Source organism: Trichormus sp. NMC-1, assembly GCF_001858025.1.
GTDB lineage: Bacteria > Cyanobacteriota > Cyanobacteriia > Cyanobacteriales > Nostocaceae > Anabaena.
The window spans coordinates 64,222-88,254 of record NZ_LZQD01000010.1; the positions used below are offsets into that span (position 1 = coordinate 64,222).

Genomic DNA, 24,033 nt, shown 5'->3' on the forward strand with positions numbered 1-24,033 from the left:
GTCCTAAACGCCTTGTCCGTTGCTATAACTTAGGACTTTTCTTTGATTTAAAAATATACGTAAGGTGGGCATTGCCCACCCTACGAGACTTAAAATTTTGCAAATATCATTTATAGTATCAAGTCCGGCTAATTGCTTATCAAAAGGCTCGAACCATCTGTGCGTTAGCCCTAATGATAAGTATTTAACCGGACTTGATACAAGTATGGCTACGCCACGCCAGCTATGAGCAATCAAACCGGATTGTTATAGATTGGCTAAAACACCAAAAATACCGTGTCCGGTAAATACTTCTAAGGCTATGAGAGATATAAATCCAATCATTGCTAAACGACCGTTGAGCAATTCTGCATAAGAGGTGAAACCGGTGCGATCGCCTTGTTCGTCTACATAAACCTTTGGCTCAATCGCAAAATTGTTGAGTTTACCTTGATCGTCAATAATAGCAGTATTTGTACGCATTGGTTTATCCTTTTTTTCTTCTATGTTAAGAACTGTAACATTAAAATTAATATTTGTAAACCTTTTCTGACTGATAGTGATGTCTGCGTACACACATCAACAGCCGCATCATTCAAGGTTGTACCTTAGACATCGACCTTTCTTTAAATATGCGTGACCTAAAACCCTTGTAGAGACAGGGATTCTCGGCTCTATAATCTTTGTCGGAGATGTCTACTAATCAACCGGACTTGATATTAGGGCATTGCATAATTGCGGGATGATTTGAGAATCTGCATCAATATATAATCACCGCGTCACCGCGTCTCCGTGTCAGCCTCAATCATCTCCTTATTCAGCAACGCCGATATTAGTCTATTACAAGGATAAAAAAGTCGGTGATGACGTTTGGGGTGAGATAGACGAGTTCAGCTGGATCACGCGCTGTAATGCTTCTCATCCATCATCTCTATATACAAGTTACAAAAACAGCATACACTTTTTGTTGATTAACCTAATCAAAGGAGTTGGCTATGACTAAGTTTTTATTCGTCACGGATTTAGATCATACCTTCGTAGGCGATGATCAGGCATTATTGGAGTTGAGCGATCGCTTGCAAAGACACCGTGAAGAACATGGGACAAAGATAGTTTACTCTACAGGGCGATCGCCTGTTCTTTACCGCGAACTCCAACAGGAAAAAAATCTCTTTTCACCAGATGCTCTGGTTCTGTCTGTGGGTACGGAAATTTATTTAGATGGTAGCAACAATCCCGATTCACAATGGTCAAGTATCTTGTCTCAAGGGTGGGATAGCCAAAAAATATTATCTATCACTGAGCAATTCCCGGAATTAGTGCTACAACCAGATACAGAACAACGTCCTTTCAAGGTCAGCTTTTTCCTGAAGGCCGAATTGTCAGGCATATTACCACAACTTGAGTCTGAGTTGCAAAAAACTAAATTAAATGTAAAGTTAATTTATAGTAGCGGAATAGACCTTGACATTTTACCCCTGACCAGCGATAAAGGTCAAGCAATGCAGTTTCTCCGTCAGAAGTGGAAATTTGCAGCCGAGCAGACTGTTGTTTGTGGCGATTCGGGTAATGATATTGCTTTATTCGCTGTAGGTAGGGAACGGGGAATCATTGTCGGAAATGCTCGTCCAGAGTTACTCCAATGGCATAATCAAAATCCTGCGGACTACCGTTACCTCGCCCAAAACCGTTGTGCTGCTGGGATTATGGAAGGACTAACATATTTTGGTTTCCTAGAATGATTAGCTATCTCAAAGGTATTGTTGCTGGTGTGCAAACGGTTGGCTCTAATCGCGTCATGTTGACGTTAGAAGTAAATGGCATGGGTTACGATTTATATATTCCCCAACGTCTGGCTAACCAATTGACATCAACTGGGGATGTGGTACAAATTTTTACCCATTACCAGATTCGGGAAGAAGTACCTTTACTCTACGGTTTTTCTTCCCCATCGGAACGGGATTTATTTCGTCATTTGCTCAGTGTTACCGGTATTGGTGCAGCTTTAGCGATCGCACTGTTGGATACTTTAGAATTACCAGAGTTAGTCCAAGCCATTATTGCGGCTAACACTCAAATGTTAATTCAAGCTCCCGGTGTGGGCAAAAAAACCGCTGAACGCATTTGTTTAGAACTGAAAAGCAAACTGATCGAGTGGCGCAAATCAGCAGGCTTCTTCGTCGCTACAGGCGGTCCAGCACCAGGAATTTTAGAAGAAGTGCAAATGACTCTTTTTGCTTTGGGATATACTGCCCATGAAGTCAGTCATGCTCTGCACGTAGTCAGCGAAAATATCGGTTTACCCAAAGATGCCTATGTGGAAGATTGGATTAAACAAGCGATCGCACATCTGAGCAATACTGAAGCTGGGGTGTAGAATTCGTAATAGTAAAATGTTCTGTGATCTGAGTAATGAATCATAATCCTTATGCTTGGATAGAGGAATCTCTGGCAACTATACATCAGGCTAACTGGTATCGTTCAGTACAGACAATTCACGGTCTTTCCGGTGCAACTGTGCTTTTATCTGGGCAAGAGGTGATTAATTTTGCTAGTAATGACTACTTGGGACTGGCAGCAGATGAACGCTTACAAGCAGCCGCTATTGCTGCGATTCAAGAATTTGGAACTGGTAGCACAGGTTCTCGATTACTCAGTGGACATAGAGAATTACACAGAGATTTAGAACAAGGGATAGCATCTACTAAACAAACAGAAGAAGCAGTAGTATTTAGTTCTGGTTATTTAGCTAATATAGGTACAATTACAGCCTTAGTCGGTAAACGAGATTTAATCTTATCTGATCAATATAATCATTCCAGTTTAAAAAGCGGGGCAATTCTCAGCGGGGCTACTATTGTTGAATATCCGCACAATAGTACTGCAGTACTGCTGGAAAAATTACAGCAACAACGCCACAACTACAGACGCTGCTTACTAATTACAGATAGCGTCTTCAGCATGGACGGTGATTTATGTCCGTTACCTGAATTACTAGATTTAGCTGAAGAATTTAATTGTATGCTGTTATTAGATGAGGCGCACGCTACTGGAGTCATGGGAAAAACAGGCGCTGGCTGTGTGGAACATTTCGGCTGTACAGGTAGAGAATTAATTCAAATTGGGACTTTAAGTAAAGCTTTGGGTAGTTTAGGGGGATATGTAGCCGCAAGTAACGCCCTCATTGACTTTTTGCGAAATCGCGCCCCTAGTTGGATTTACACCACTGCTCTTTCACCAGCAGACACAGCAGCAGCTTTAGCCGCAATTAAGATAGTACAACAAGAACCCCAACGTCGTCAGCAATTGTGGCAGAATGTTGATTATTTGAAACAATTGATAAAAGAGTATTTACCTAATTTACAATTATTACCTACAGAATCAGCGATATTATGTTTTCAATTATCTGATGCAGCGACAGCGTTAAAAGCGGGAAAGCAGTTAAGAGAAGCGGGTATTTTTGCACCTGCAATTCGTCCTCCTACAGTCCCCACAAGTCGGATTAGAATATCTGTAATGACGACACATGAAAAAGAGCATATTGAGAAATTGGTGGAAGTTCTGAAATCAATGCAATTATAGCCAGACGCGGGGAAGTGGAGACGTGGAGATGAGGGGACGCGGAGGGGACACGGGGAGGTGGAGAGTTTGTTTGAACACCATTAGCCGGATTTACAGCGATTTTCGGGTAAATGAACTATATTTTTTTGTCTCACGCATTAGCGAAGCGAAGCACGAAGTGCGTTAGGCGCAAAGGCGCAAAGAGGAATCAAGAGTTTGGTCTAATATCATGATCGGCTAATTACTTATCACAAAAGCTCTCCGCGTCTCCACCTCTCCACCTCCCCGCGTCGGCCTTAATGATAAGTCTTTAACCAAACATGATATCACTTAGGCTTTAGGCTTAAAAGTTGAAGCAACGTGCAGTTCTTTTAATTGTTTTGCATCTACACTTGAAGGTGCATCTGTTAACAAACAACGTGCTTGTTGTGTTTTTGGAAAAGCAATGACATCACGAATTGATTCTTCTCCAGATAACAACATTACCAAACGATCTACACCGTAAGCAATGCCACCATGAGGAGGAGTTCCATATTCAAAAGCTTCTAACAAAAAGCCAAATTTGCTTTGTGCTTCTTCTGGTGATAAACCAATCGCTTCAAACACCTGTTCTTGAATTTCGCGTTGATAAATCCGCAAACTTCCACCACCTATTTCAAAACCATTAAACACCAAATCATAAGCTTGAGCGCGGGCGGTTTTTAAGTCGTGCAAATCGTCAGGATGAGGTGCTGTGAAGGGGTGGTGTAATGCTTCCAGGCGCTTTTCATCGGCATTCCACTCAAACATGGGGAAATCTGTAATCCAGAGTAAATTGAGTTTATCTGCTGGAATTAAATTAAATTCCCTGGCTGCAAATTGGCGGAGTCTGTCTAAAGTTTTGTTTACAGTTGCGGTATCAGCTGCTGCAAATAATAACAAATGACCGGCTTTTGCACCTGTGCGGGTTAAGATTTCCTGCTTTTGTTCGGGTGTGAGGTTATCTTTAATTGCACCGATAGTGTCAATTTCGCCATTTTCCCGAACGCGGATATATGCTAAACCTTTTGCACCGGCTTCTGCTGCTTCTTTAAAAATGTCCCCACCTGGTTTGATGCGAACATTAGAAATTGCGTCATTACCGTTAGGAATGGGGAGGATTTTGACGATACCGCCGTTAGCAATAGCTTCTCGAAAAACCTTGAAACCAGAATCTTTTAAAACATCAGAAACATCAACTAATTCCAAACCGTAGCGGGTGTCTGGTTTATCGCTTCCATACTTATTCATCGCGTCAGCGTAAGTGAGACGAGGGAAAGGATGAGGTAAATCGATACCTTTAACGGTTTTGAAAATATGACAAACTAATTTTTCGTTGAGTTCAATAATTTCATTTTCAGACATGAAACTCATTTCCATGTCTAATTGTGTAAATTCTGGTTGTCTATCGGCGCGTAAATCTTCATCCCGGAAACATTTAGCAATTTGATAGTATCTATCCATACCGGATACCATCAATAATTGTTTAAATAGTTGCGGTGATTGGGGTAAAGCGAACCACTCATTGGGATTAACGCGACTGGGTAGGATGTAATCTCTTGCACCTTCGGGGGTGGAACGGGTGAGAATGGGGGTTTCGACTTCGATAAAACCTTGTAAATCTTCCAAGTAGCGTCGCATAGCTTTGATGACTTGGTGACGCAATTGCATATTTTGCGCCATGCGATCGCGTCGCAAGTCCAAATAACGATATTTTAACCGCAATTCTTCCCTAACTGGATCGTTGTTACCACTAGCAACTTGGAAAGGTAGTTGCTTGCGAATGGAGTTGAGTAATTCAATTTTATCGGCGTAGATTTCGACTTCGCCGGTGGGGATGCGGGGATTTAGGGATTCTGGGGGACGTTGGGTGACTCTGCCAGTGATAGCGACAACATATTCATTGCGTAAGGTGTTAGCCTCAGAGTAAGAATCGGGAGTACGTTGAGGATCACTGACAATTTGGACTAGCCCAGAGCGATCGCGCAAATCTAAAAATGTCACTCCTCCATGATCGCGGTAACGGTCTACCCAACCGTATAAAGTAACAGTTTCTCCAATATCTTCTTTTCGGAGTTCTCCGCAATAGTGAGTTCGCATAGTAATTAGTTCTTTTTTTCCGGGCTAGATTGGCTAGTAAATGTCAAAGCTTTCCCATTATCCAGCATCAATACTAATTCTAGTAGTTTTAGTCCCAGAAAAATCAGCCAATCTGGCAAACTGAATCTTGGGCAGTTTTGATTTGTGGAATGCCATGTTTTTATATTTACAGGTACATACACATATTTATCACAACTCACTTAGTTGATAATACTAGCCTAAAAGGTGTAATATTTTAGCAGCTAGGGTAAAAATATTTAGCCCAATGTTTAAATTGCCTAATGGTGCTACCCGTTCCCCTGATGTATCTTGGATAAAAATAGAAAGATGGAATGCACTCACACCGGAACAAAGAAAAAAGCGAGCCAGGGAATAAATTCCCTGTCTAAAAGCTAAAGTCGGTTTTAACCGACTATTTTAGCATCAATAGGATAATTTTTGATTTTGAGTTAACCAGAGTGCGTTTTAACGCACTTTAGCTTTTAGACCGGAACTTGAGTTCCGGGCGGGTTTGTTCAGCTAAAAAAATAAGCTCTCCCTAGCCTAAGTTGACACCAATGAGTCATCCTATATCCCTAAATACAGCAGATTGCAGATCAATGAGGTACAGAATCTAGATTGAAACCTATACACATTCGCCAGTTTTACTTCTGACTCCTGAACCGATAGCGCAGCGTGGCGTAAGCCATAGGTCTGCGAAGCGTCTCCTGACTCCTGACTCCTGCTGTATTGTGATGATTAATCTTGAGGACGAGGGGCGTTAAAGGCTTCCCAGGCGGCTTTAGCGGCATTTTGGAAGCGATCGCTAAAATCTGCGATATCTTTAGACATTAAGTACCAATTTCTTTCCAATTCTTCTTGAATTCTCGCCCAAGAATATTCTAAGCGATCGCGCTCAATAAGTTTGTCCCTTTCAATTACTTCCCGTGCTTGACGCACAGCATTTAAATAGGTTTCACGGGTGAGAGTACCAGCAGATTCAGCTTCAGCTTGGGCGCGTTTTTTAATCGCTTCCAATAGTGCTGTAGTTTCCTGCTTAACTTCATCTGTGTGTCCGTTTTCCCTGGTTTGAAGACTAATTTCTACGATTTCTATAGATTCGATGTTGTTAGTAGTCATGGTTGCCACATCCTGTTGGTAAAGTTTACTTGCGGATGAACATTGCACCTATAATGATCATAATTTGGTCATTAGTTAATTGGGGATTTGCCAAGATACTTATGACCAAAGACAGATTATCAACGACTAATAAGTTGGCCTTCTAATTGAAGTAAAGCTGCTACACGCGCTTCAGTGGCTGGGTGACTAGAGAAAAGATTCCCCAAAAACTGCCCAGAAATGGGACTAATAATTAATAATGGTTCAAAAGCTGGATTAGCATTCAAAGGCATTTGTTTGGCTATAGATTCTAAACGTTGCAAAGCCCTAGCTAAAGCGCGGGGATTACCTGTTAATTTAGCAGCACCAGCATCAGCAGAAAATTCTCTGGTGCGGGATATTGCTAACTGAATAATTGTCGCCGCTATGGGTGCAAGCATGACTGTTGCCAGCACTCCCAAAGGATTTCCGCCTCTTTCATTATCCCGCGAACCGCCACCAAACCAGAGGCTATAACTCAACATTTGTGCAAGGAAAGAAATCGCACCGGCGACAGTTGCAGCCACTGCTTGAGTTAAGGTATCACGATTAATAATGTGGGTGAGTTCGTGAGCAATAACACCTTCTAATTCTTCCTCTGGGAGGATGTTTAAAATCCCTTCAGTGACAGCTACAGCAGCGTGTTCTGGATCTCTTCCTGTGGCGAAAGCGTTGGCAGTTTGTCCAGGAACAATGTAAACTCCTGGCATGGGGATATTAGCCCGTGCAGACAATTTTTGCACCATGCGATAAAGTCCTGGTGCTTGGGCTTCGCTAACAGGTTGGGCATGATAAACTGCTAAGGCAATTTTATCAGATTGATACCAAGAAAACAGGTTAGTAACTGCTGCTAACCCAATGCCTATGATCAAGCCAGTAGTACCACCAAGTACCCAGTAACTAATTGCAATTAATAAACCGCTGAGTGTCGCTAACAAAACAGCGGTTTTTAGTTGGTTTCCCATATTGCACTCTCCTGTTAATACTGTGTTAATTTTTTTAACTTTTAGTAGACAACAGCATTGGTTTAACCATGTCTTATTATATCGAGTTCAACTGTGAGGTACAGTGATGAAAACCACTAAGCTTGAGTACGGTTTTCCCGCTGATAATGAAGAACCATTTGCACTTACAGTTGTGTTTTTATTTGATTGGTGTTTCCCCTGGTAAAATAAAACCATATTTTTTCATGATAGTCCTAGATTGTGAACTGTTAATAAAATTCGCCAAATTACGAGACTGCAATTCATGTTTACTACCTTTAATTACAGCCAACATCTGCTCAAGGGGTTTATGTAAATCATCTGGAATTAAAACCCAGTTTCCTGGTTTATTAATACTAAGTGATAAAGCCGAAATAGTTACATCAACATTACCAGTTTCTCCATATTGTTGGGCTTGACGTATATTTTGCGCTAATACTAGCCTGGGTTTTACTTTTTCCCATAAACCCGCCGATTGTAATGCTTCTTTTGCAGCAAGTCCATAAGGTGCATGATCAGGATTAGCAATAGCTATTTTTTTGAGTTCTGGCTTTACCAAATCTTTAATATCCTGAATCTTTATTTTTGCGTCTTCACGAGTCCATAAAGTAATACGCCCAATCCCATAAATTTGTTTTGTATCAGTAATAATTAAACCCTTTTTATCTAGTTCTTCAATAAATTCTTTATTAGCTGCTGCAAATATATCTACAGGCGCTCCATTTTCTATTTGTCTAGCTAACTGACCTGTAGAACCAAAGTTAAATACTATTTTATTTCCCGATTCTTTTTCAAAAGTTTTACCAATTTCCTCAAAGGCATATTTGAGATCAGAAGCCGCAGAAACATTTAATGTTACATTGGGTGAGATAGATTGAGTAACTTTTGAGTTAGAATTGATGGTTTGTGTACAAGCTATTAAAACTACAGTCAGGAAAAATGCAAGGAAAAATTTAAGGTTAAATTTCATAACTCACTAAGTAGTTTCTGGAAAACTTTATCACACAATACACTACAGTAATATTATTTGTTTTTTTTGTTACACAATGTAATTATGTCATATCTTCTTAACAAGAATTTTCTTTTTAGAAATAGTGCTATCTATCAAATATTGATATTCTTATAATTTCATTCCAGATTCGTAATTAGTAAAGTTTGTTCATTGACTAAATTATGATGTAATCTAGTTATACAAAAGATATTAACGGCGATGGAACTCGCCAAAACCGCCTTTTGAAAGGCTGATAGTTCCTACTTTTCCGACTTGCTGCGGGGGAGTAGGCTATGGCTAAAACCTAACTCCCCTGTAGAAAGTATCTGTCTACAAATCGCACTTTCAGGAGTTAGGAATGTTATTGAGTATAATTTGGATTTTATTGATGGGCTTCTTTGTGGGACAAATTGCCCGTCGGTTAGGCGCTCCACCTTTGATTGGGATGATTTTGGTGGGGATTTTGCTTGGTTCTCAAGTAGGGAATGTTATCAGCGCAGATGTGTTAAATGCTGCCGATGAGTTAAGAACTTTGGCAGTAATGATTATTCTGATGAAGGCGGGATTGGGGTTAGATAGAGAAAAACTGGCTCAACAGGGAAGTGTGGCGCTGCGTTTGGGATTTTTGCCGGCGACTACGGAAGCGATCGCCATTTGCCTCGCTTCTATGGTAATTTTTCAGTTAGACTTTCCCACTGGCTTGCTGTTAGGCTGTGTAATTGGCGCTGAATCTCCCGCTGTGATTGTTCCGGGAATGCTGAGACTAAAAAGTTTAGGTTGGGGTGTCACCAAAGGTATTCCCGACGCAATTTTAACTGGTAGCGCCTTATCTGATGTGCTGCTATTGCTAGTTTTCAGCCTCCTGCTGAGTTTTTTGGGTAAAGGAGGAGTTGAGCAAATTACTCTTTTTGGCGGATTCACTTTAACAGCTTTGCAACTGCTGCCATTACAAATTATCATGCAGATATGCTTGGGACTGTTGTTTGGTTATTTAGCTGCGCGGTTGCTGGTTTCACTCTTAACCAAACAAAACTGGACTCAAAATGCAGTTCAAGATACGATCATCGCCGCTGGGTTAGCTTTATTTCTGGTAATTGTCGCTCACGGGTTACCGTATTTTTCTGGTTATTTAGCGACAATGGCTTTAGGATTCTTCTTAATTGAGTTAGATGCACCCTTAGCTAGAAGATTGCGAAACGGGTTTGATAGTTTATGGATAGTAGCGGAGATTTTCCTATTTGTCTTGTTGGGTGCAAGTATTCAACTGCAAGTATTGTCTAAAATTTTGTTACCCGGTATTTTAATTCTGGCGATTGGTTTATTTATCGGGCGCACGGTGGGCTGGTATCTTTCGACTTTGGGTAGTAATTGGAATTGGCGCGAAAGACTGTTTTTACTACCGGGAAACTCCGCCAAAGCCACTGTACAAGCGGCTATTGGGGCCATACCCCTAGCCCAAGGTATAGCAGGAGGAGAGATCATTTTAGCGATCGCTGCCCTTTCGATTATAACCACTGCACCTTTAGGCGCTTGGGCAACTATGGCTTTTGCACCCAAATTATTAACCAGGGGAGAAGTAGATCCCACAAAGGTTACAGTTGCTACCCATACTCTGTTACTTGCAGCAGTGGATACCTCAGATTTAGCGACAGAAGTCTTGATAAAGGTAGCAGATTTAGCCCGTCGGAGTAATGGAGATGCGATCGTTTTACACGTAGTTAACACCGCAAACGAGCAAGCTATCAACCAACTACAGCAACAAGCTAAAAAGCTGCTATCAGATATTAAATATGAGTTTTTAACCGTTTCCGGCGCAGTTCCCGAAGAAATTATTCGCATTGCCCAAGAGTATCATGTCACTGCAATTGTTATGGGAAAACGCGGACATCAACCTTGGGAACAAGTGCTGATTGGTTCAGTCTCCCAAGCAGTATTAGAAGCAAGTCCCATACCTGTAATCTTGCTAGAAAACCGTGATACCAATTCTATGTGAGACTGCGCTTTATTGACGTAGGGGCAATTCATGAATTGCCCCTACAGCGCATTGGTTTGAGTAAGTATTCTTTGCATTTGCAAGAAGGGCTGACTTTAGCTACTTATAAACAGGTAAAAGCTGAACCATCTGATGATATTAAAGATGAGTAAGTAAGGTGAAAAATATTAAAATTAGCTCATATATCTTGATAACCGCTATGCTTAAGTTATATATTTGTGAAATTATCACAAATATGCTGTTTAAATATAGGAGGTTGCTATGCTCATAGAGTTTAGTATTGGTAATTACAGATCCTTTAAAGATAAAGTTACTTTTAGTATGGTGGCGGCTAATATTGTCGCTAAAGAAAAAGAACTTGATGATAACAATGTTTTTGCAGTAGATGATGAACTGAAATTACTCAAAAGTGCTGCGATTTATGGTGCTAATGCTAGTGGTAAAAGCAATCTAGCAAAAGCAATCAAATTTATGAAATGGTTTATGATTAATTCCTCTAAAGAAACACAAAGTACAGAAGAAATAGGAGTTGAGCCATTTGGGTTAAGTACAGAAACTGAGGCACAACCATCTTTTTTTGAGATTGTGTTTATATTAGATGGGAAAAAGTATAGATATGGTTTTGAAGCTACTCAAGAAAGCGTAGTTTCAGAATGGTTATTTGTTGTTCCAAAAACAAGAGAAACTCGGCTTTTTGAACGGGGTTATGATGGAAATCCTATTACATTTAATTTATCTAAAAGGTTCAAGGCTGAGGGGATTTATACAAAAACTAGGCACAATGCACTTTTTCTTTCAGTAGCGGCTCAGTTTAATGTGGAAATAGCAGAAAATATACTAGCTTGGCTCACTAGAAAACTGCAAATTGTGTCGGGCTTGCATGATAAAGGTTATTTAGATTATACAGTAAGCTGTTTAGCAGAAAATAATCTTAATAAAGAGGAAATTCTTCAGTTAATAAAGAAATTAGATTTGGGTATTAGAGAATTAAGCGTAAAGGAAACAGTAATTACTCCTGATTCTTTTCCTAAAGACATACCAGATGAATTGAAAAAACTTATTTTAAAAAGTGGATCTCATAAATCAACTACAGTTAATACTTTGCATCAAAAGTTTGATGAACAGGGTAATTATGTTTCTATAGAATTATTTGATTTAGAAGATCAAGAATCTGAAGGAACTAAAAAAATAGTTGCTATTGCTGGTCCTTTAGTAGATACTCTTAAAGATGGTAAAATTTTGATATTTGATGAATTTGATGCGAGACTTCACCCTTTGATTAGCAAAGCAATTGTTGAATTATTTAACTCAAAAGAAACAAATTCTAAAAATGCACAACTAATATTTATGACTCATGATACAAACCTGTTGAGTAATAAACTATTTCGTAGAGATCAGATTTGGTTTACTGAAAAAAATAAATATGGTGCAACAGATTTATATTCGCTGGTTGAATATAAAGTTAGAAATGATGCCTCATTTGAAAGTGACTACATCAAAGGCAGATATGGCGCTATTCCTTTTATTGGTAATTTGTAAGTATTCAGGATAGAGAATACTCCAAGTCAAGAGAATAAAGACTTTTCGAGTCAGATTTAATGATTTTGATAAAATCTTACTTCTCTCTATTCTTCATTTCCTAAGCATTCTGACTCCTGACTCCTGACTCCTGACTCCTGACTCCTGACTCCTGAATTCTTACGGTAATTTAAGTCAAATCATCGGTGAATATAATGCCTAAAAAAAGTTCGAGTGCATCATCATTTCGTGGTTATTCTGATAGAAAAGTTGAAACAAGAGAGCCAATAGACAGATTTTTAATAGTTTGTGAAGGTGCAAAAACTGAGCCAAATTACTTCGAGAGCTTTCGTGTTCCTAAAGATGTAATTGATGTGAGAGGATTCGGATATAATCCTAGTAACCTAGTAGAAAAAGCAAAAGAATTAAAAGCTCAAGGAGATTATGATCAGGTTTGGTGTGTATTTGATAGGGATGATTGGCCAAAGCAAGATTTTAATAATGCAATTGCAAGTGCTAAAAGCGCAGGATTTAAAGTTGCCTATTCTAATGAAGCCTTTGAATTATGGTATGTATTGCATTTTGAATTTCTCAATACTGGACTTCCTCGTAAAAATTATATCGCTAAATTAGATAGTTTGCTGAAAAAGAAATATACTAAAAATAGTGATACAATTTATGAGGAGTTAGAAAATCGACAATCTACGGCTATCAAACACGCTAAAAATCTTCTCAAGCAATATAACCCTTGTAATCCAGAAAGTGATAATCCTTCAACTACAGTACATCTTTTAGTTGAGGAATTAAACAGATTTATTCGATAATGCTTCACCGATAAAAGATTAATTATAATTTACTTTTCAATCATTGCAGCAAATTCTTCCAAAGCCTGAAAACTTCCCACCTGCCAACTACGTTCAACAGTATCAGGTATAATCTGAATAATATCTAAATCCTCAAAATAGGGACTTTTTTCAGATTTGATATATTTCCCATCTTTCAATAAATAAATAGCCAGTTTACCACTATCAAATATCCATAATTCGGGAACTCCGATAGCTTCATAAGCATCAAGGGTTGTTTTTGATGTGACATCAGTTTCTATCGCTAAATCTGGTGGTGGATCATTTGGTTGTAAACGCCGTTTACCTATCATTTGTTGATAATTTTGAATATAAAAACAAGCATCTGGTTCAACTCCGGCTGTACCTTGTTTTTTAAAAGTCGTAGAACCAAAAGGTTGATATTTAATTCCTTTTGCTTTCAGCAATATTTTGACAATATCAGAAATTAAATCTTTGGAAATTTCATGCTCAGGTAAAGGAACCATAATCTCTAAATTACCCTGATTATAGGCAATTCGTGAAGCTCTTTTATCTCCCAGTTCTTGTAAAATAGATTCAAATTCTGCCCAAGTAACATCGGGAATGGTAACTGTACTACCAGGTGTTAATTGCATCTGGCTAACGGGTTTGAAAATGGGAATAGCTACACTCATAGCGTTTATTATTTTTGATAAATCAAGTCTAACAAAAAGTAGGGTGGGCATTGCCCACCAAAACTTACTAAACCTAAACCTTGAACTTTTCGGTGATCCGTTTCATTGCTTCTTCCACATTTTCCCGACTATTAAATGCAGAAATGCGGAAGTAACCTTCACCCGCAGCACCAAAACCAGAACCAGGAGTTCCCACAACATTTACAGTTTCTAGTAGCTTATCGAAAAATTCCCAACTCGATAAACCATGAGGAGTTTTCACCCAAACGTAAGGTGCATTCACACCACCATAAACTGATAAACCGGCGGCTGTTAATTGCTCCCGAATGATTTTGGCATTTTCTAAATAGAAGCTTACCAAAGCTTTAATTTGTGCTTGTCCTGCTTCAGAATAAACCGCTTCCGCACCTCGTTGGACAATGTAAGAAACGCCGTTAAATTTAGTAGACTGACGACGGTTCCACAACTTCCACAATTCCACATTTGAACCATCAGCGGCTTTGGCTGTGAGTGTTTTGGGAACGACGGTTAAAGCGCAACGTGTGCCGGTGAAACCTGCATTTTTGGAGAAAGAACGAAACTCAATTGCACAATCTCTTGCACCTTCAATTTCATAAATCGAATGGGGAAGGGAAGAATCGGTGATATAAGCTTCGTAAGCAGCATCAAAAAAGATGATTGAGCCGTTGGCTTTTGCGTAATCTACCCAAGCTTTTAAGTGTTCCTTGGTGGCAGTTGCGCCAGTGGGGTTATTGGGAAAGCAGAGATAAATTAAGTCAACTTTCTGGGTGGGAATCTGTGCGGTGAAGTTGTTTTCTGCGGTGACAGGTAAATAAACTAAACCTTCAAACTCGCCTTTATCGTTGGCTACTCCAGTATTTCCCGCCATGACATTAGTATCCACGTAAACAGGATACACTGGGTCAGTTACAGCGATCGCATTATCATGGCCGAAGATTTCCAGAATATTGCCTGAGTCGCACTTGGAACCGTCGGAAATGAAGATTTCATCAGCTTCTATTGCTGCTCCCCGTGCTTGGAAATCATGAGCGGCGATTTTCTCCCGTAACCAAGCATAACCTTGTTCTGGGCCATATCCTTTGAAAGTTGAGCGATCGCCCATTTCTTCCACTGCTTTAATCATAGCTGTGCGGCAAGCCTCTGGTAAAGGTTCGGTGACATCACCAATACCCAAGCGGATGATTTTCGCATCAGGATTGGCTTGTGCAAAAGCATTTACACGGCGACCAATTTCCGGAAATAGATAACCAGCTTTTAGCTTCAGGTAGTTGTCGTTAATAGTTGCCATATTAGATATTGAAAAAAATGCACTTTTATCAGCTTATATCATGTTCACTTAATTACTTATCAAAAAAACTTAAACCATCAGTCTTAATTGTAAGTTTTTAGGACTTACGCAAGACTAACGGAAAAAACGAACCGCGAAGACGCGAAGAGCGCGTTCGCGTAGCGTGCCGAAGGCATAGGTAAGAGGTTTAACAGGTTTTTTGGGTTAGTTGCGTATATTTTTGCAAAATTGGGATGCTCCCAAAAAAAGAGGGTTTGAGAGATATTTTGCGTAAGTCCTGGTTTTTAACCGCACACGATATTAAACCTTACCAACATCTACCCCTTGGGAATATGTTGAATTTTGAATTGGTATTACTTAGACATCCCCAGTAATGGGAAAAGCAAAATCTGAAAAGATGCTGTAACTATTATTGTCGCCGCTAGTTTCTTGATCGAGAACTTCGATAACTTTGTTATATATATCTTCAGCTTGTTGAGGAGAATCACCAATACTAGTTAATCCCAACTTGCCGAATTGGGAAAGGCAACCCATAAGATGAAATACTGTACCTGTCTCGGTTCCGCTATCAAAATGTAATCTGTGATAGGCAATGATATCCATTAAATCGTTGGGTAATAATCCCCGATAGTGATCTTTTTGTAAGTTGTCTGTGGCAATGTAATATTTAGGTCGTCCTTGCTGGCTATAAAATAAGCCAGTGGATAGATCATAATTGCCATTTGTTAATAATTTCAAAGTCATAAAAGGGTGAGTTGTGCCACCTTTGCGGAGGTTAATTTCAATTGCTTGAATATCCCACTTACCATTACCTTGATCAACTGTGACAAAATCAACACCAAATCTTTCTAATGTGCCTTTTTTTGCCAGTTGTTTGCCAACTTTTAAGCCTAATTCTTGCAATTGTAATCGATAGCTGGCATCTGCGGGAAAGCGACAACCTAGATAAATTTGTCCGTCTGGTCCACCGAGAATTTGGTCATGGGTGGAGAGAATTTCTACTTCTCCAGCTGGTGTAATGCGTCCTTGCACACTGGGAGAACGCTTGATTTCTCCTTCTACAAATGCTTCAACTATTGCACCTAACTCTGGGATACGTTGAGAGAAATTCTCCCAAGTTTCTTTTGGGGCTTGGAAGCGCATAGTTGAAAAGCGATGGCTAATTGCTGCTACTCTTTCACCATGAGAACCTTGACCGGGTGCAACATCTATCAATGGACGGAGATCCAATAGTGCATTTCCTTCCCCAGAAATCCCCTCATTTAGTTTAACTACCATCCGTTTTAATGTCGGTTGACGTTCCCATAAATCAGCCGCTGCTATGGCTAAATCTGGGGAATTGCCAATTAATTCGCTACCATCTGGATGAGGAACATCGCTTTGGGCAAAAATTTGCCGACTACCACTTTTTGTCCCCCAAATCTGCAAATCTGGTGCAGCTGCATAAAGGGGAACATTTAATTGCAGTGATAATTCAGCTTCCCAAAATGTGGAATTGTAACAAGTCATAAAAGCTTTATCTAACCGTAAAGCTTGGCGAATTCGTTCTATTAAGCGAGGACGTTCTAAAATCTTTTGACTTAGAGGTTTAAGGGAAGAATCATAAGTAGAAAGTAGTAATAAGCGATTACGAGCATGGGAAAATGGAATTCCTGGCAGAAGTTGTAGATAGTAATCAATAATACTTGGATGCAGGGGAATAGAGGTAATATAAATTAACCGGGTGCGGGGATTTCGTAAGCGGATTAAAGAAAATAGCAATCTTTCTTCATAATGTTCACAACCTTCTACCTTTTGCAGTTCCCGTTGGTCGATGCTTAAAGAGGGGATAATTAAGATATCCGCTTCGCTGTTGTCAAATAGCTCACTTGTTTTCCAGCGATCACGCAAAGTTAATTGTAAATTGCGAAACTTATCAACCTGCTCTAACTCAGAAATATTTATTTTTACCATAACCCATACCCTGACTAGATCCCAATTCTGACTCACTATCTCAGGTATATCCTAAGGAAGAGTTGAGATGCTAATTTAGAGTGTATCTTTTTGTAAATTAATCAAACAAGCCCTGAGCCTAATCTCGGCTATCAGCTATTTAATCACCTATTTAAAATCTTCCCAAATATTCCCAAAACTTAGGTTTCAACTTTCAACTTCCAATTTTCAATTCTGCCTAATTACTTATACAAAACACCCGATTTATTTTTTATGGAATCTACACCTGAAGAGTGAGGAAAATTAGCGTTAATTATTTCTAGGGAACGATAAACTTTCATGTGATTTCCAATAAATTAAAAGTAGATTTTAGAGTAAATATGCCATTCCTCTAAAGTTGTGAACTTGTTTTCAGTAATTTGATGAAAATCAAGTGTGTACGTGTGAGGTTAGAGATTAAATATTCATGCATTCATGCACAATTTCCACAAATTAATGCCTTTAGCAAATATCGGAGGTCAAGAAGTCTGAATTTGCAAAAGAGTGGAAGTGAAAGCAAAACGTAGACCTTGGGTTGATTTTTCGATCCAAGGTTAATTTTTACTGATTAGGGAACACCAAAAAATCAATTACCGAAAAATCGTAGGGTGGGTTAGGACGTTAGTCCGTAACCCACCATAAATATAGAGGAGAAGGGGAAAATTTCTAGTTTATATCTAGTTTATATTTTTATCCCCATCTCTTTAACGATCTATTTAATTAGAGGGATGAATGGATTTTTAATGCCTGTTAATTTATCAATGTCAATAGTTATATGTAATAACTACGTTTATGGTATCCTTAACACCATTGCATGGTACAGAACTCGTAGATTGTGCGAGAGCCAATGCCAATCTGGGAATAGAAACTGCGGCTTATCAATGTGGCTATGGCGATAATCTAAAAACATTTGCTCAAGAATTACGCCAAGCTTGTGAGAAAATGAATTTAAAAGTTAAAGAACTCAATGAACTGATTACCGACCAGGACATGATCTTAAAATTGGGTACTGGAGAAATTATTGCTCCTGATACGGCATCAGAACTCTAAAAATTAAAAATTGAAAATTGAAAATTGAAAATTGAAAATTGAAGACAGTTGGAGTTGGGGTAAGTGTCCCCGACTCAACTGAGACTAAGTGTAGACATAGGGGTTTTTAACCCTTGAATTGACGATAAATATTTGCAATTTGGGAAAAATACCCCAATCAAGAAAATTTGGGCAAAAATCCCAATATTTTTTTAGCATTTGGTGTCAGTAGTGTGCGTCGATAACTATCCGCCGCTTTTTTAATCGCTTCTGCTTGAGTTGGGTAAGGATGAATCACACTACTGAGTTTGCTAAGACCGATTTTATTGACCATGGCGGTGGTTATTTCCGAAATCATTTCCCCCGCATGACTAGCGACAATAGTTGCACCGAGAATTTGATCTGAACCCGTTTTGTGGTGGATTTTCAGAAATCCTGATTCTTCACTATCTGCGATCGCACGATCTACACTACTAAAAGGAATCTTAATAGTCGTGATCTCAATACCCATTTTTTCCGCCTCCTCTGCATACATCCCCACATGGGCAATTTCCGGGTCAGTATATGTTACCCAAGGCATCACCAGCTTACTGAGTTGAGCGCGTCCCACACCAAAGGGAGAAAATAGGGTATTTTTAATCACAATTCGCGCCGCAGCATCTGCTGCATGGGTAAATTTCCAATCCATGCAGATATCGCCAGCCGCATAAATTTTAGAATTTGTTGTTTGCAAATAATCATTTACTTTCACACCTTGGTGTTTGTCATACTCCACACCCACCTTTTCTAAATTCAAACCTTCTACATTTGGCGCACGTCCAGCACCTACTAAAATCTCATTGACAGTAACAGAATCTCGATGTCCATTCACAGCAAAATAAAGCCGTTTTCCTTCCGTAACTGTCACCACTTCTTCTATCTGACAATTCAGCACTAAGCGAATACCTTCAGCAATCAAAACCTGTTGCAAAATTGCTGCTGCTTCGCCATCTTCTTTATTTAAAATGTGAGAACCACTATGAAATAATGTCACTTCACAACCCAAGCGGCGGAAGGTCTGTGCCAATTCGCAGCCAATCGGTCCGCCACCAATTACGGCTAATCGTTCTGGTTTTTGAATTAGGGAAAAAACTGTTTCATTAGTTAGATAACCCGCTGTTTCTATGCCGCTAATTGCAGGTTTAACGGCTCTTGCACCAGTAGCAATTACAGCTTTTTTAAACTTAAGAGTTTGGTCATCAACCTCCACAGTATTGTTACTCGCAAACCTACCTGCACCGAAAAAGACATCAACACCTAAATTTTTAAACCGTGCGGCTGAATCATGATGACTAATACTAGACCTAATTCGCCGCATTCTTCCCATAACTGTAGCAAAATCAATCTCAATATGTTGGGGAATATTAATTCCTAAATCCTTAGATTTCCACATTTCACCAACTGTACGAGAAGACCGAATTAAAGATTTAGATGGTATGCAACCGACATTTAAGCAATCTCCACCCATGAGATTCTTTTCAATTAATGCTATTTTTAAACCCAAATCTAAACCCGCAGCACCCGCAGCCACAACTAATCCGGCTGTACCTGCACCAATTACTACCAAATCATAATTATCAGCAGGTTGAGGATTAACCCAATTTGATGGATGAACATTAGCAACCAAATTTTGATTATACTCATCCATTGGCAAAACTGTAACTCTCTCAAATTCTGTATTAGACATTATGTATTACCTCTAAAGGGTGAAGTATAAACTATGTTTTTGATTCTAGTCTTCAGTTAATCTGTTATCTTTACCATGAATATACCCTCAGCAATATTTTGTCAGTTTTGTATTTAACAATTCCCATATAAACTAATAAAATCGTAAGGATTCAGGATACAGAATGTTTGATAGCAGGGAACTCTTAACATGGAACAGAAGAGAAAATATTCTTCATCCTTCTTTCTTTCTTTCTAACTCCTGACTCCTGTACGGGCGTATTGCAATACGCCCCTACTGACTCCTGAATTCTTACATAAAATCTATAAAACTTCTTCCTCTAAAGCTTTTTTGGCCACACTGGTAACATAAATGGTGACAGCCAATGTGGCTATAAAACCCACAATTTTGATAACCCATGTGAGAGTCATATTTGTAGGTTGGGCTTCTGTGCCAATGAATGCGATGTTTCCAGCGAAGGAACCAATGTAAACATACATAATTGTTCCCGGAATCATGCCGACAGAACCGAGAAAATAGTCTTTGAAAGAAACTCCTGTAATTCCCAAGGCGTAATTTAATAAGTTGAAAGGAAATAGCGGCGAAAGTCGTGTTAAAAAGACAATTTTGAAACCTTTCTTACTCACGGCTTTGTCAATAGCAGCAAATTGCTTGTTATCTGCAATCTTTTTGTCCACCCAATTTCTAGCTATATAACGTCCTATTAAAAATGCTGCTATAGCACCGATAGTTGCACCAATAAACACATAAACAGAACCCCAAAATACACCAAAAACCACACCAGCGCCTAAAGTGAGAATTGCAGCTGGTAAAAAAGCAATTGTAGCAATAATATAGATGCCAATAAAAGCTATGGCTCCTATTGTACCCAGGCTATCAATCCAATATAATGCATTTTTTATAATTTCTGTAAGATTAAAATCAGATGAATGAATAGATGCTTGTAATAAAAGTTGAATATTCATAAGCATAAAAATTTAGATGTATTTAATTAGGTGAAATTTAATCGTAATTAGGGAATTTTGAACGATTAATAATTACTATCTTAGTGCGAAATACCTAAAATTAACCTAAATTTTTATTACCGATACCAACTGCGAATTCGCTCTGGTGAAACACCGAGTAAATATGTAAGGATAATGATTTGATTAAGTATAGTAATTGTGAGAATGCCTTTTTGCAGCCATTTACGTGGAGATGTGATTACAGGTACAGAAACAATGGCAATTTTACCCAAGCGTTTTAGCCGTCGGATAAGTTCAAAGTCTTCCATAATCGGCAATTCAGGAAAATTACCAATTTGCTCAAATGTGGCTTTAGTTAAAAAAATAGCTTGGTCGCCGTAGGGTAGTTGCCAAAGATGCGATCGCCATTTCACTCCCCATTCTACCAAACGCAATCCCCCATGCGGTGCATCTATCCGTAAACCAAAAGCACCAGCTACAACTCTAGGCTTTTGTAATGTAGTGCGAATCATTACATCAAAACCATTGGGTAAACGAGTATCTGCATGGAGAAACAAAACAATTTCTCCACTAGCAATTGCTGCACCACTATTCATTTGTACAGCACGACTCGGAGGAGATGAGATAACCGTTATACCTAATGATTGAACTATTTTCTGTGTATTATCCTTGGAACCGCCATCAACTACAATGATTTCTACATTAGTGCTGGGTTGAATACTAGCTAATGTTTCTTTGATATTACTCGCTTCATTAAGTGTGGGAATAATAATAGAAATTCTGTCCGTGGTGATATTTTGATTCACGATGTTTAAATTGTATAAAATGAATGCGGTTAATAATGAATCTTCAGTAAAATCAGGACGCACTTATGTAGTCATATCTAAAAGTTTATATGAAGAGGTGATCATGAAAATTTTGATATTAACTGACGAGAAATTGGTAATGAAACACCAACCGACTAAGAACTGGTTTTTAGCAGGGTTGTTAATTGCCTTCCTAGCTTATCAACTCTGTTCTTATGTGTATAAAGTATTTTTTATACCAGGTTCCCTAACTCAACAAAATGCACATTTAATTTACGGTACATTTCTGATTTTTTTAATTGCTGTAGCCAGTTCTGAAGTCACGACTCCTGTAGTGACTTGTAGTTTCGACAAAAGCATGAGTCAGGTAGTTATAGAATACAAAAGTTTAGGTAGTAGCACAGTTATAAAGTACTCATTCGCAGATATTCAGCGTGCTGATATCGAACAATATCAGGAACGCTGGGGTCAAGTTGGTCGTCCTGTGCTGATTTTGAAATCTCTAAAAACTATTCCCATTCATACCGACTATATCAAAGCCCAAAATATTCGACATGATATCTACACTATCAATAAATTTATCAGGCAATGTCTGGGGGAAGAAAACTTTCAAGGTTGAGACTGATATCATGTTCGCTTAATTACTTATCAAACAAAGTCCCCGTGTCCCCGTGTCCCCTTCAATCTGATATTTTTCCTTCCTTAACCCTAAAGAAGCGCTAAAATCGATCCAGCCTTTGTATTTTCGTGGTTTTGTCCCAGATAAATCAGAGTGCGGTTCACTGCATAAATCCTCATTGTCAACGTCCTTACCCCCAACCTTGGGGAAACAAATTTTGTAACAGTTGTGGCGCACCGCTACAGTTGTTAGACCGTTATCACCCACTTGAACCGCTGGGTTCGGGAGGATTTGCTCAAATTTACACTGTTTGGGATGAAAAGACCCAGACAGAAAAAGTGCTGAAAGTCTTGGTGGAAGATTCCCCCAAGGCGCTGGAATTGTTTATCCAAGAAGCGGAAGTTTTAAGTAATTTCCGTCATCCTGGTGTCCCCAAAGTTGATGCTGACGGGTATTTTCAAATCAATTTGACTAGTCCTAAACCGCACCAGTTGGCTTGTCTGGTGATGGAAAAAATTCATGGGGAAAATTTAGAAGAAATCCGCAGAAATTATCCTCAAGGATGTCCAGAGGATTTGGTGCTAAATTGGTTCGCCCAAGCGGTAAAGATTTTGCAGGAACTGCACAAACGCCAAATTATTCACCGAGACATCAAACCTTCTAATTTAATGCTACGTCACCCTTCGCCAACTGCACCTCTTCAGGCGGAACAATTGGTGTTGATTGATTTTGGCGGGGCTAAACAATTTAGTGGGGCGATATTGCGATCGCACATCCCTTCGACGCGGTTATTTTCTTCTGGTTATAGTCCACCAGAACAAGTGATTGGCGGTAATGTTGGGCCTGCTGCGGATTTTTATGCCTTGGGAAGGACGATAATTGAATTACTGACAGGTAGATATCCCCAGGATTTAGAAGATCCCATGACTGGGGAGTTACGCTGGCGCAATCGATGCAATATTAACCCCCGTCTGGCCGACTTATTAGATGAAATGGTACAGAAGGAAGTGCGATCGCGTCCCGCCCATGCAGGTATTATTCAAAAACGGTTACTGAAAATTGTCCCCGCTGGATCACAACCAGGATTCTTGACCCGACTAGGAAAATCTCTCCGCCAAACAGTTACCAAATTTACCCAAACTGTAAGTAATACTACAGCATTCACGATTAGGACGATATTTAAATTCTTACTAGCTTGTCTAGCAACAATTTGGGCGATGATTTTGGGTACTATCGGCGCTATGTTAGGTACAATCGTCGGTTTTATTTTGGCTTATCAGACAAAATTAGGCGCTGGGGTTGTGGAATTCATCTCCCGTCAACTAGCCGAACTCATCCAAAATTATCAGCCTGTTTCAGCCCCAGAAATTTTAGTATTTGCTGTTGCTGGTTTTGGAACCGCTTGGGGACTCACCCTATCTGGGAGTTTTGGTCAAAAGCGACGATTTTTAGTAGCATCATTTATGGGTTTAATTGGTTATAGTACGGGCTGGATAATTTGGCAATTTATCAAACCACATAATAGCGCTGAGGGTTTGGTAGCATGGATTTTGGTATCAGTTTCCTTACTCACCTTGGGTTTAGGTCTTCGCACCCATTACCTAGCTTACGCTTTTCTAGCTTCCTTTGGCAGTGCAAACATCCTCGCAGCCTTGATTAATTTAGGAGTTCCAGTGCCTATTTTCCATTTTTCCAGTCAACCAAGCTGGGTTGAATTATTCCTACCCATAGTTTTTTTTAGTTTAATGGGTGTTTTGATAAGTTTGTGCTTAGGGTTGAGTTACTACCTCATTGTTCCTTGCTTGCGTTGGTTAGGGTGGCGATAATTGT

The 24,033-nt window shown here is 39.3% G+C and carries 21 protein-coding genes, 1 pseudogene and 1 riboswitch; of the genes and pseudogenes, 11 read left to right on the forward strand and 11 right to left on the reverse strand.

From position 1 onward, the window contains the following. Window positions 1-246: 246 nt before the first annotated feature. The gene (locus A9Y75_RS23180) at window positions 247-462 is read right to left on the reverse strand and encodes a chlorophyll a/b-binding protein (RefSeq protein WP_071191979.1); all 216 of its coding nucleotides are present in this window, start codon (window positions 460-462) and stop codon (window positions 247-249) included. 512 nt (window positions 463-974) lie between these two features. On the opposite strand from A9Y75_RS23180, the gene A9Y75_RS23185 reads away from it, so the two are divergent. Genes A9Y75_RS23185 through bioF form a run of 3 tightly spaced genes read left to right on the forward strand, consistent with a single transcriptional unit; the run spans window position 975 to window position 3,561 of the window. Continuing rightward, the gene (locus A9Y75_RS23185) at window positions 975-1,721 is read left to right on the forward strand and encodes a sucrose-phosphate phosphatase (RefSeq protein WP_071191896.1); all 747 of its coding nucleotides are present in this window, start codon (window positions 975-977) and stop codon (window positions 1,719-1,721) included. Beyond that, window positions 1,718-2,356, forward strand: coding sequence for a Holliday junction branch migration protein RuvA (ruvA, locus tag A9Y75_RS23190; protein WP_071191897.1), 639 nt, complete (start codon window positions 1,718-1,720; stop codon window positions 2,354-2,356). The genes A9Y75_RS23185 and ruvA overlap by 4 nt, the downstream gene beginning before the upstream one ends. A 35-nt stretch (window positions 2,357-2,391) precedes the next feature. Beyond that, a complete protein-coding gene (gene bioF / locus A9Y75_RS23195) occupies window positions 2,392-3,561 on the forward strand; it encodes an 8-amino-7-oxononanoate synthase (protein WP_071191898.1) in 1,170 nt (389 codons plus the stop codon). 309 nt (window positions 3,562-3,870) lie between these two features. Here bioF and aspS read toward each other — a convergent pair whose 3' ends face one another. Next, a complete protein-coding gene (gene aspS, locus A9Y75_RS23200) occupies window positions 3,871-5,658 on the reverse strand; it encodes an aspartate--tRNA ligase (protein ID WP_071191899.1) in 1,788 nt (595 codons plus the stop codon). A 268-nt stretch (window positions 5,659-5,926) separates the two neighbouring features. Between aspS and A9Y75_RS27945 the strand changes: the two are divergent. After that, a pseudogene (locus A9Y75_RS27945) lies at window positions 5,927-6,019 on the forward strand (Uma2 family endonuclease); the annotation flags it as partial. 377 nt (window positions 6,020-6,396) lie between these two features. Here A9Y75_RS27945 and A9Y75_RS23205 read toward each other — a convergent pair. The 3 genes from A9Y75_RS23205 to modA all read right to left on the reverse strand — a co-directional run bounded on the left by A9Y75_RS23205 (window position 6,397) and on the right by modA (window position 8,748). Beyond that, entirely contained in the window at window positions 6,397-6,777 is a 381-nt protein-coding gene (locus tag A9Y75_RS23205; protein WP_071191900.1) for a hypothetical protein, read from the reverse strand. A 119-nt stretch (window positions 6,778-6,896) separates the two neighbouring features. After that, window positions 6,897-7,760, reverse strand: coding sequence for a zinc metalloprotease HtpX (locus A9Y75_RS23210; protein ID WP_071191901.1), 864 nt, complete (start codon window positions 7,758-7,760; stop codon window positions 6,897-6,899). Between the two features lie 178 nt (window positions 7,761-7,938). Further along, a complete protein-coding gene (gene modA / locus A9Y75_RS23215) occupies window positions 7,939-8,748 on the reverse strand; it encodes a molybdate ABC transporter substrate-binding protein (RefSeq protein ID WP_071191902.1) in 810 nt (269 codons plus the stop codon). Between the two features lie 227 nt (window positions 8,749-8,975). Next, window positions 8,976-9,039: riboswitch (Fluoride riboswitch) on the forward strand. An 88-nt stretch (window positions 9,040-9,127) separates the two neighbouring features. Between modA and A9Y75_RS23220 the strand changes: the two genes are divergently transcribed. The 4 genes from A9Y75_RS23220 (at window position 9,128) to A9Y75_RS23230 (ending at window position 13,104) form a co-directional block, all read left to right on the forward strand. Further along, window positions 9,128-10,762, forward strand: a complete 1,635-nt coding sequence (locus A9Y75_RS23220; protein WP_071191903.1) for a cation:proton antiporter — start codon at window positions 9,128-9,130, stop codon at window positions 10,760-10,762. Continuing rightward, window positions 10,759-10,914, forward strand: a complete 156-nt coding sequence (locus A9Y75_RS28825; protein WP_177176277.1) for a hypothetical protein — start codon at window positions 10,759-10,761, stop codon at window positions 10,912-10,914. Before A9Y75_RS23220 ends, A9Y75_RS28825 begins: the two co-directional genes overlap by 4 nt. Before the next feature lie 109 nt (window positions 10,915-11,023). Next, window positions 11,024-12,301, forward strand: a complete 1,278-nt coding sequence (locus tag A9Y75_RS23225; protein ID WP_071191904.1) for an ATP-binding protein — start codon at window positions 11,024-11,026, stop codon at window positions 12,299-12,301. 194 nt (window positions 12,302-12,495) lie between these two features. Further along, entirely contained in the window at window positions 12,496-13,104 is a 609-nt protein-coding gene (locus tag A9Y75_RS23230; RefSeq protein ID WP_071191905.1) for an RloB family protein, read from the forward strand. A gap of 29 nt (window positions 13,105-13,133) precedes the next feature. Here the strand turns inward: A9Y75_RS23230 and A9Y75_RS23235 are convergent, their stop codons facing one another. The 3 genes from A9Y75_RS23235 to A9Y75_RS23245 form a co-directional block, all read right to left on the reverse strand. Then, complete coding sequence (locus tag A9Y75_RS23235) at window positions 13,134-13,778, reverse strand: Uma2 family endonuclease (protein WP_071191906.1); 645 nt, start codon at window positions 13,776-13,778, stop codon at window positions 13,134-13,136. Between the two features lie 73 nt (window positions 13,779-13,851). Next, window positions 13,852-15,087 carry an LL-diaminopimelate aminotransferase gene (locus tag A9Y75_RS23240; RefSeq protein WP_071191907.1) on the reverse strand — a complete coding sequence of 412 codons (1,236 nt, stop codon included), beginning with the start codon at window positions 15,085-15,087 and terminating at the stop codon, window positions 13,852-13,854. Window positions 15,088-15,444: 357 nt separating this feature from the next. Further along, window positions 15,445-17,040 carry a peptide ligase PGM1-related protein gene (locus A9Y75_RS23245; RefSeq protein ID WP_071191908.1) on the reverse strand — a complete coding sequence of 532 codons (1,596 nt, stop codon included), beginning with the start codon at window positions 17,038-17,040 and terminating at the stop codon, window positions 15,445-15,447. 810 nt (window positions 17,041-17,850) lie between these two features. Here A9Y75_RS23245 and A9Y75_RS23250 point away from each other — a divergent pair. Continuing rightward, the gene (locus tag A9Y75_RS23250) at window positions 17,851-18,108 is read left to right on the forward strand and encodes a hypothetical protein (RefSeq protein ID WP_071191909.1); all 258 of its coding nucleotides are present in this window, start codon (window positions 17,851-17,853) and stop codon (window positions 18,106-18,108) included. 157 nt (window positions 18,109-18,265) lie between these two features. Here the strand turns inward: A9Y75_RS23250 and A9Y75_RS23255 are convergent, their stop codons facing one another. From A9Y75_RS23255 to A9Y75_RS23265, 3 genes are all read right to left on the reverse strand, one after another. Continuing rightward, complete coding sequence (locus A9Y75_RS23255) at window positions 18,266-19,813, reverse strand: mercuric reductase (RefSeq protein ID WP_071191910.1); 1,548 nt, start codon at window positions 19,811-19,813, stop codon at window positions 18,266-18,268. Between the two features lie 302 nt (window positions 19,814-20,115). Beyond that, window positions 20,116-20,778: a TVP38/TMEM64 family protein gene (locus A9Y75_RS23260; protein WP_236721508.1), complete on the reverse strand. Its 663-nt coding sequence runs from the start codon at window positions 20,776-20,778 to the stop codon at window positions 20,116-20,118. A 116-nt stretch (window positions 20,779-20,894) separates the two neighbouring features. Then, a complete protein-coding gene (locus A9Y75_RS23265) occupies window positions 20,895-21,584 on the reverse strand; it encodes a TIGR04283 family arsenosugar biosynthesis glycosyltransferase (RefSeq protein WP_071191912.1) in 690 nt (229 codons plus the stop codon). 19 nt (window positions 21,585-21,603) lie between these two features. On the opposite strand from A9Y75_RS23265, the gene A9Y75_RS23270 reads away from it, so the two are divergent. Both A9Y75_RS23270 and A9Y75_RS23275 read left to right on the forward strand, forming a co-directional pair. Next, window positions 21,604-22,203, forward strand: a complete 600-nt coding sequence (locus A9Y75_RS23270; RefSeq protein WP_143046487.1) for a hypothetical protein — start codon at window positions 21,604-21,606, stop codon at window positions 22,201-22,203. A 128-nt stretch (window positions 22,204-22,331) separates the two neighbouring features. Further along, window positions 22,332-24,029: a serine/threonine-protein kinase gene (locus A9Y75_RS23275; protein ID WP_083389721.1), complete on the forward strand. Its 1,698-nt coding sequence runs from the start codon at window positions 22,332-22,334 to the stop codon at window positions 24,027-24,029. Window positions 24,030-24,033: the final 4 nt, after the last annotated feature.

Coding starts and splice junctions, on each gene's coding strand:
- A9Y75_RS23255 (WP_071191910.1), bottom strand. CDS start 19,813: ATGTCTAATACAGAATTTGAGAGAGTTACAGTTTTGCCAATGGATGAG.
- A9Y75_RS23245 (WP_071191908.1), bottom strand. CDS start 17,040: ATGGTAAAAATAAATATTTCTGAGTTAGAGCAGGTTGATAAGTTTCGC.
- A9Y75_RS23260 (WP_236721508.1), bottom strand. CDS start 20,778: ATGAATATTCAACTTTTATTACAAGCATCTATTCATTCATCTGATTTT.
- A9Y75_RS23210 (WP_071191901.1), bottom strand. CDS start 7,760: ATGGGAAACCAACTAAAAACCGCTGTTTTGTTAGCGACACTCAGCGGT.
- aspS (WP_071191899.1), bottom strand. CDS start 5,658: ATGCGAACTCACTATTGCGGAGAACTCCGAAAAGAAGATATTGGAGAA.
- A9Y75_RS23230 (WP_071191905.1), top strand. CDS start 12,496: ATGCCTAAAAAAAGTTCGAGTGCATCATCATTTCGTGGTTATTCTGAT.
- A9Y75_RS23270 (WP_143046487.1), top strand. CDS start 21,604: ATGAATGCGGTTAATAATGAATCTTCAGTAAAATCAGGACGCACTTAT.
- modA (WP_071191902.1), bottom strand. CDS start 8,748: ATGAAATTTAACCTTAAATTTTTCCTTGCATTTTTCCTGACTGTAGTT.
- A9Y75_RS23225 (WP_071191904.1), top strand. CDS start 11,024: ATGCTCATAGAGTTTAGTATTGGTAATTACAGATCCTTTAAAGATAAA.
- A9Y75_RS23185 (WP_071191896.1), top strand. CDS start 975: ATGACTAAGTTTTTATTCGTCACGGATTTAGATCATACCTTCGTAGGC.
- A9Y75_RS23205 (WP_071191900.1), bottom strand. CDS start 6,777: ATGACTACTAACAACATCGAATCTATAGAAATCGTAGAAATTAGTCTT.
- A9Y75_RS23180 (WP_071191979.1), bottom strand. CDS start 462: ATGCGTACAAATACTGCTATTATTGACGATCAAGGTAAACTCAACAAT.
- A9Y75_RS23235 (WP_071191906.1), bottom strand. CDS start 13,778: ATGAGTGTAGCTATTCCCATTTTCAAACCCGTTAGCCAGATGCAATTA.
- A9Y75_RS23220 (WP_071191903.1), top strand. CDS start 9,128: ATGTTATTGAGTATAATTTGGATTTTATTGATGGGCTTCTTTGTGGGA.
- bioF (WP_071191898.1), top strand. CDS start 2,392: ATGAATCATAATCCTTATGCTTGGATAGAGGAATCTCTGGCAACTATA.
- A9Y75_RS23240 (WP_071191907.1), bottom strand. CDS start 15,087: ATGGCAACTATTAACGACAACTACCTGAAGCTAAAAGCTGGTTATCTA.
- A9Y75_RS23250 (WP_071191909.1), top strand. CDS start 17,851: ATGGTATCCTTAACACCATTGCATGGTACAGAACTCGTAGATTGTGCG.
- ruvA (WP_071191897.1), top strand. CDS start 1,718: ATGATTAGCTATCTCAAAGGTATTGTTGCTGGTGTGCAAACGGTTGGC.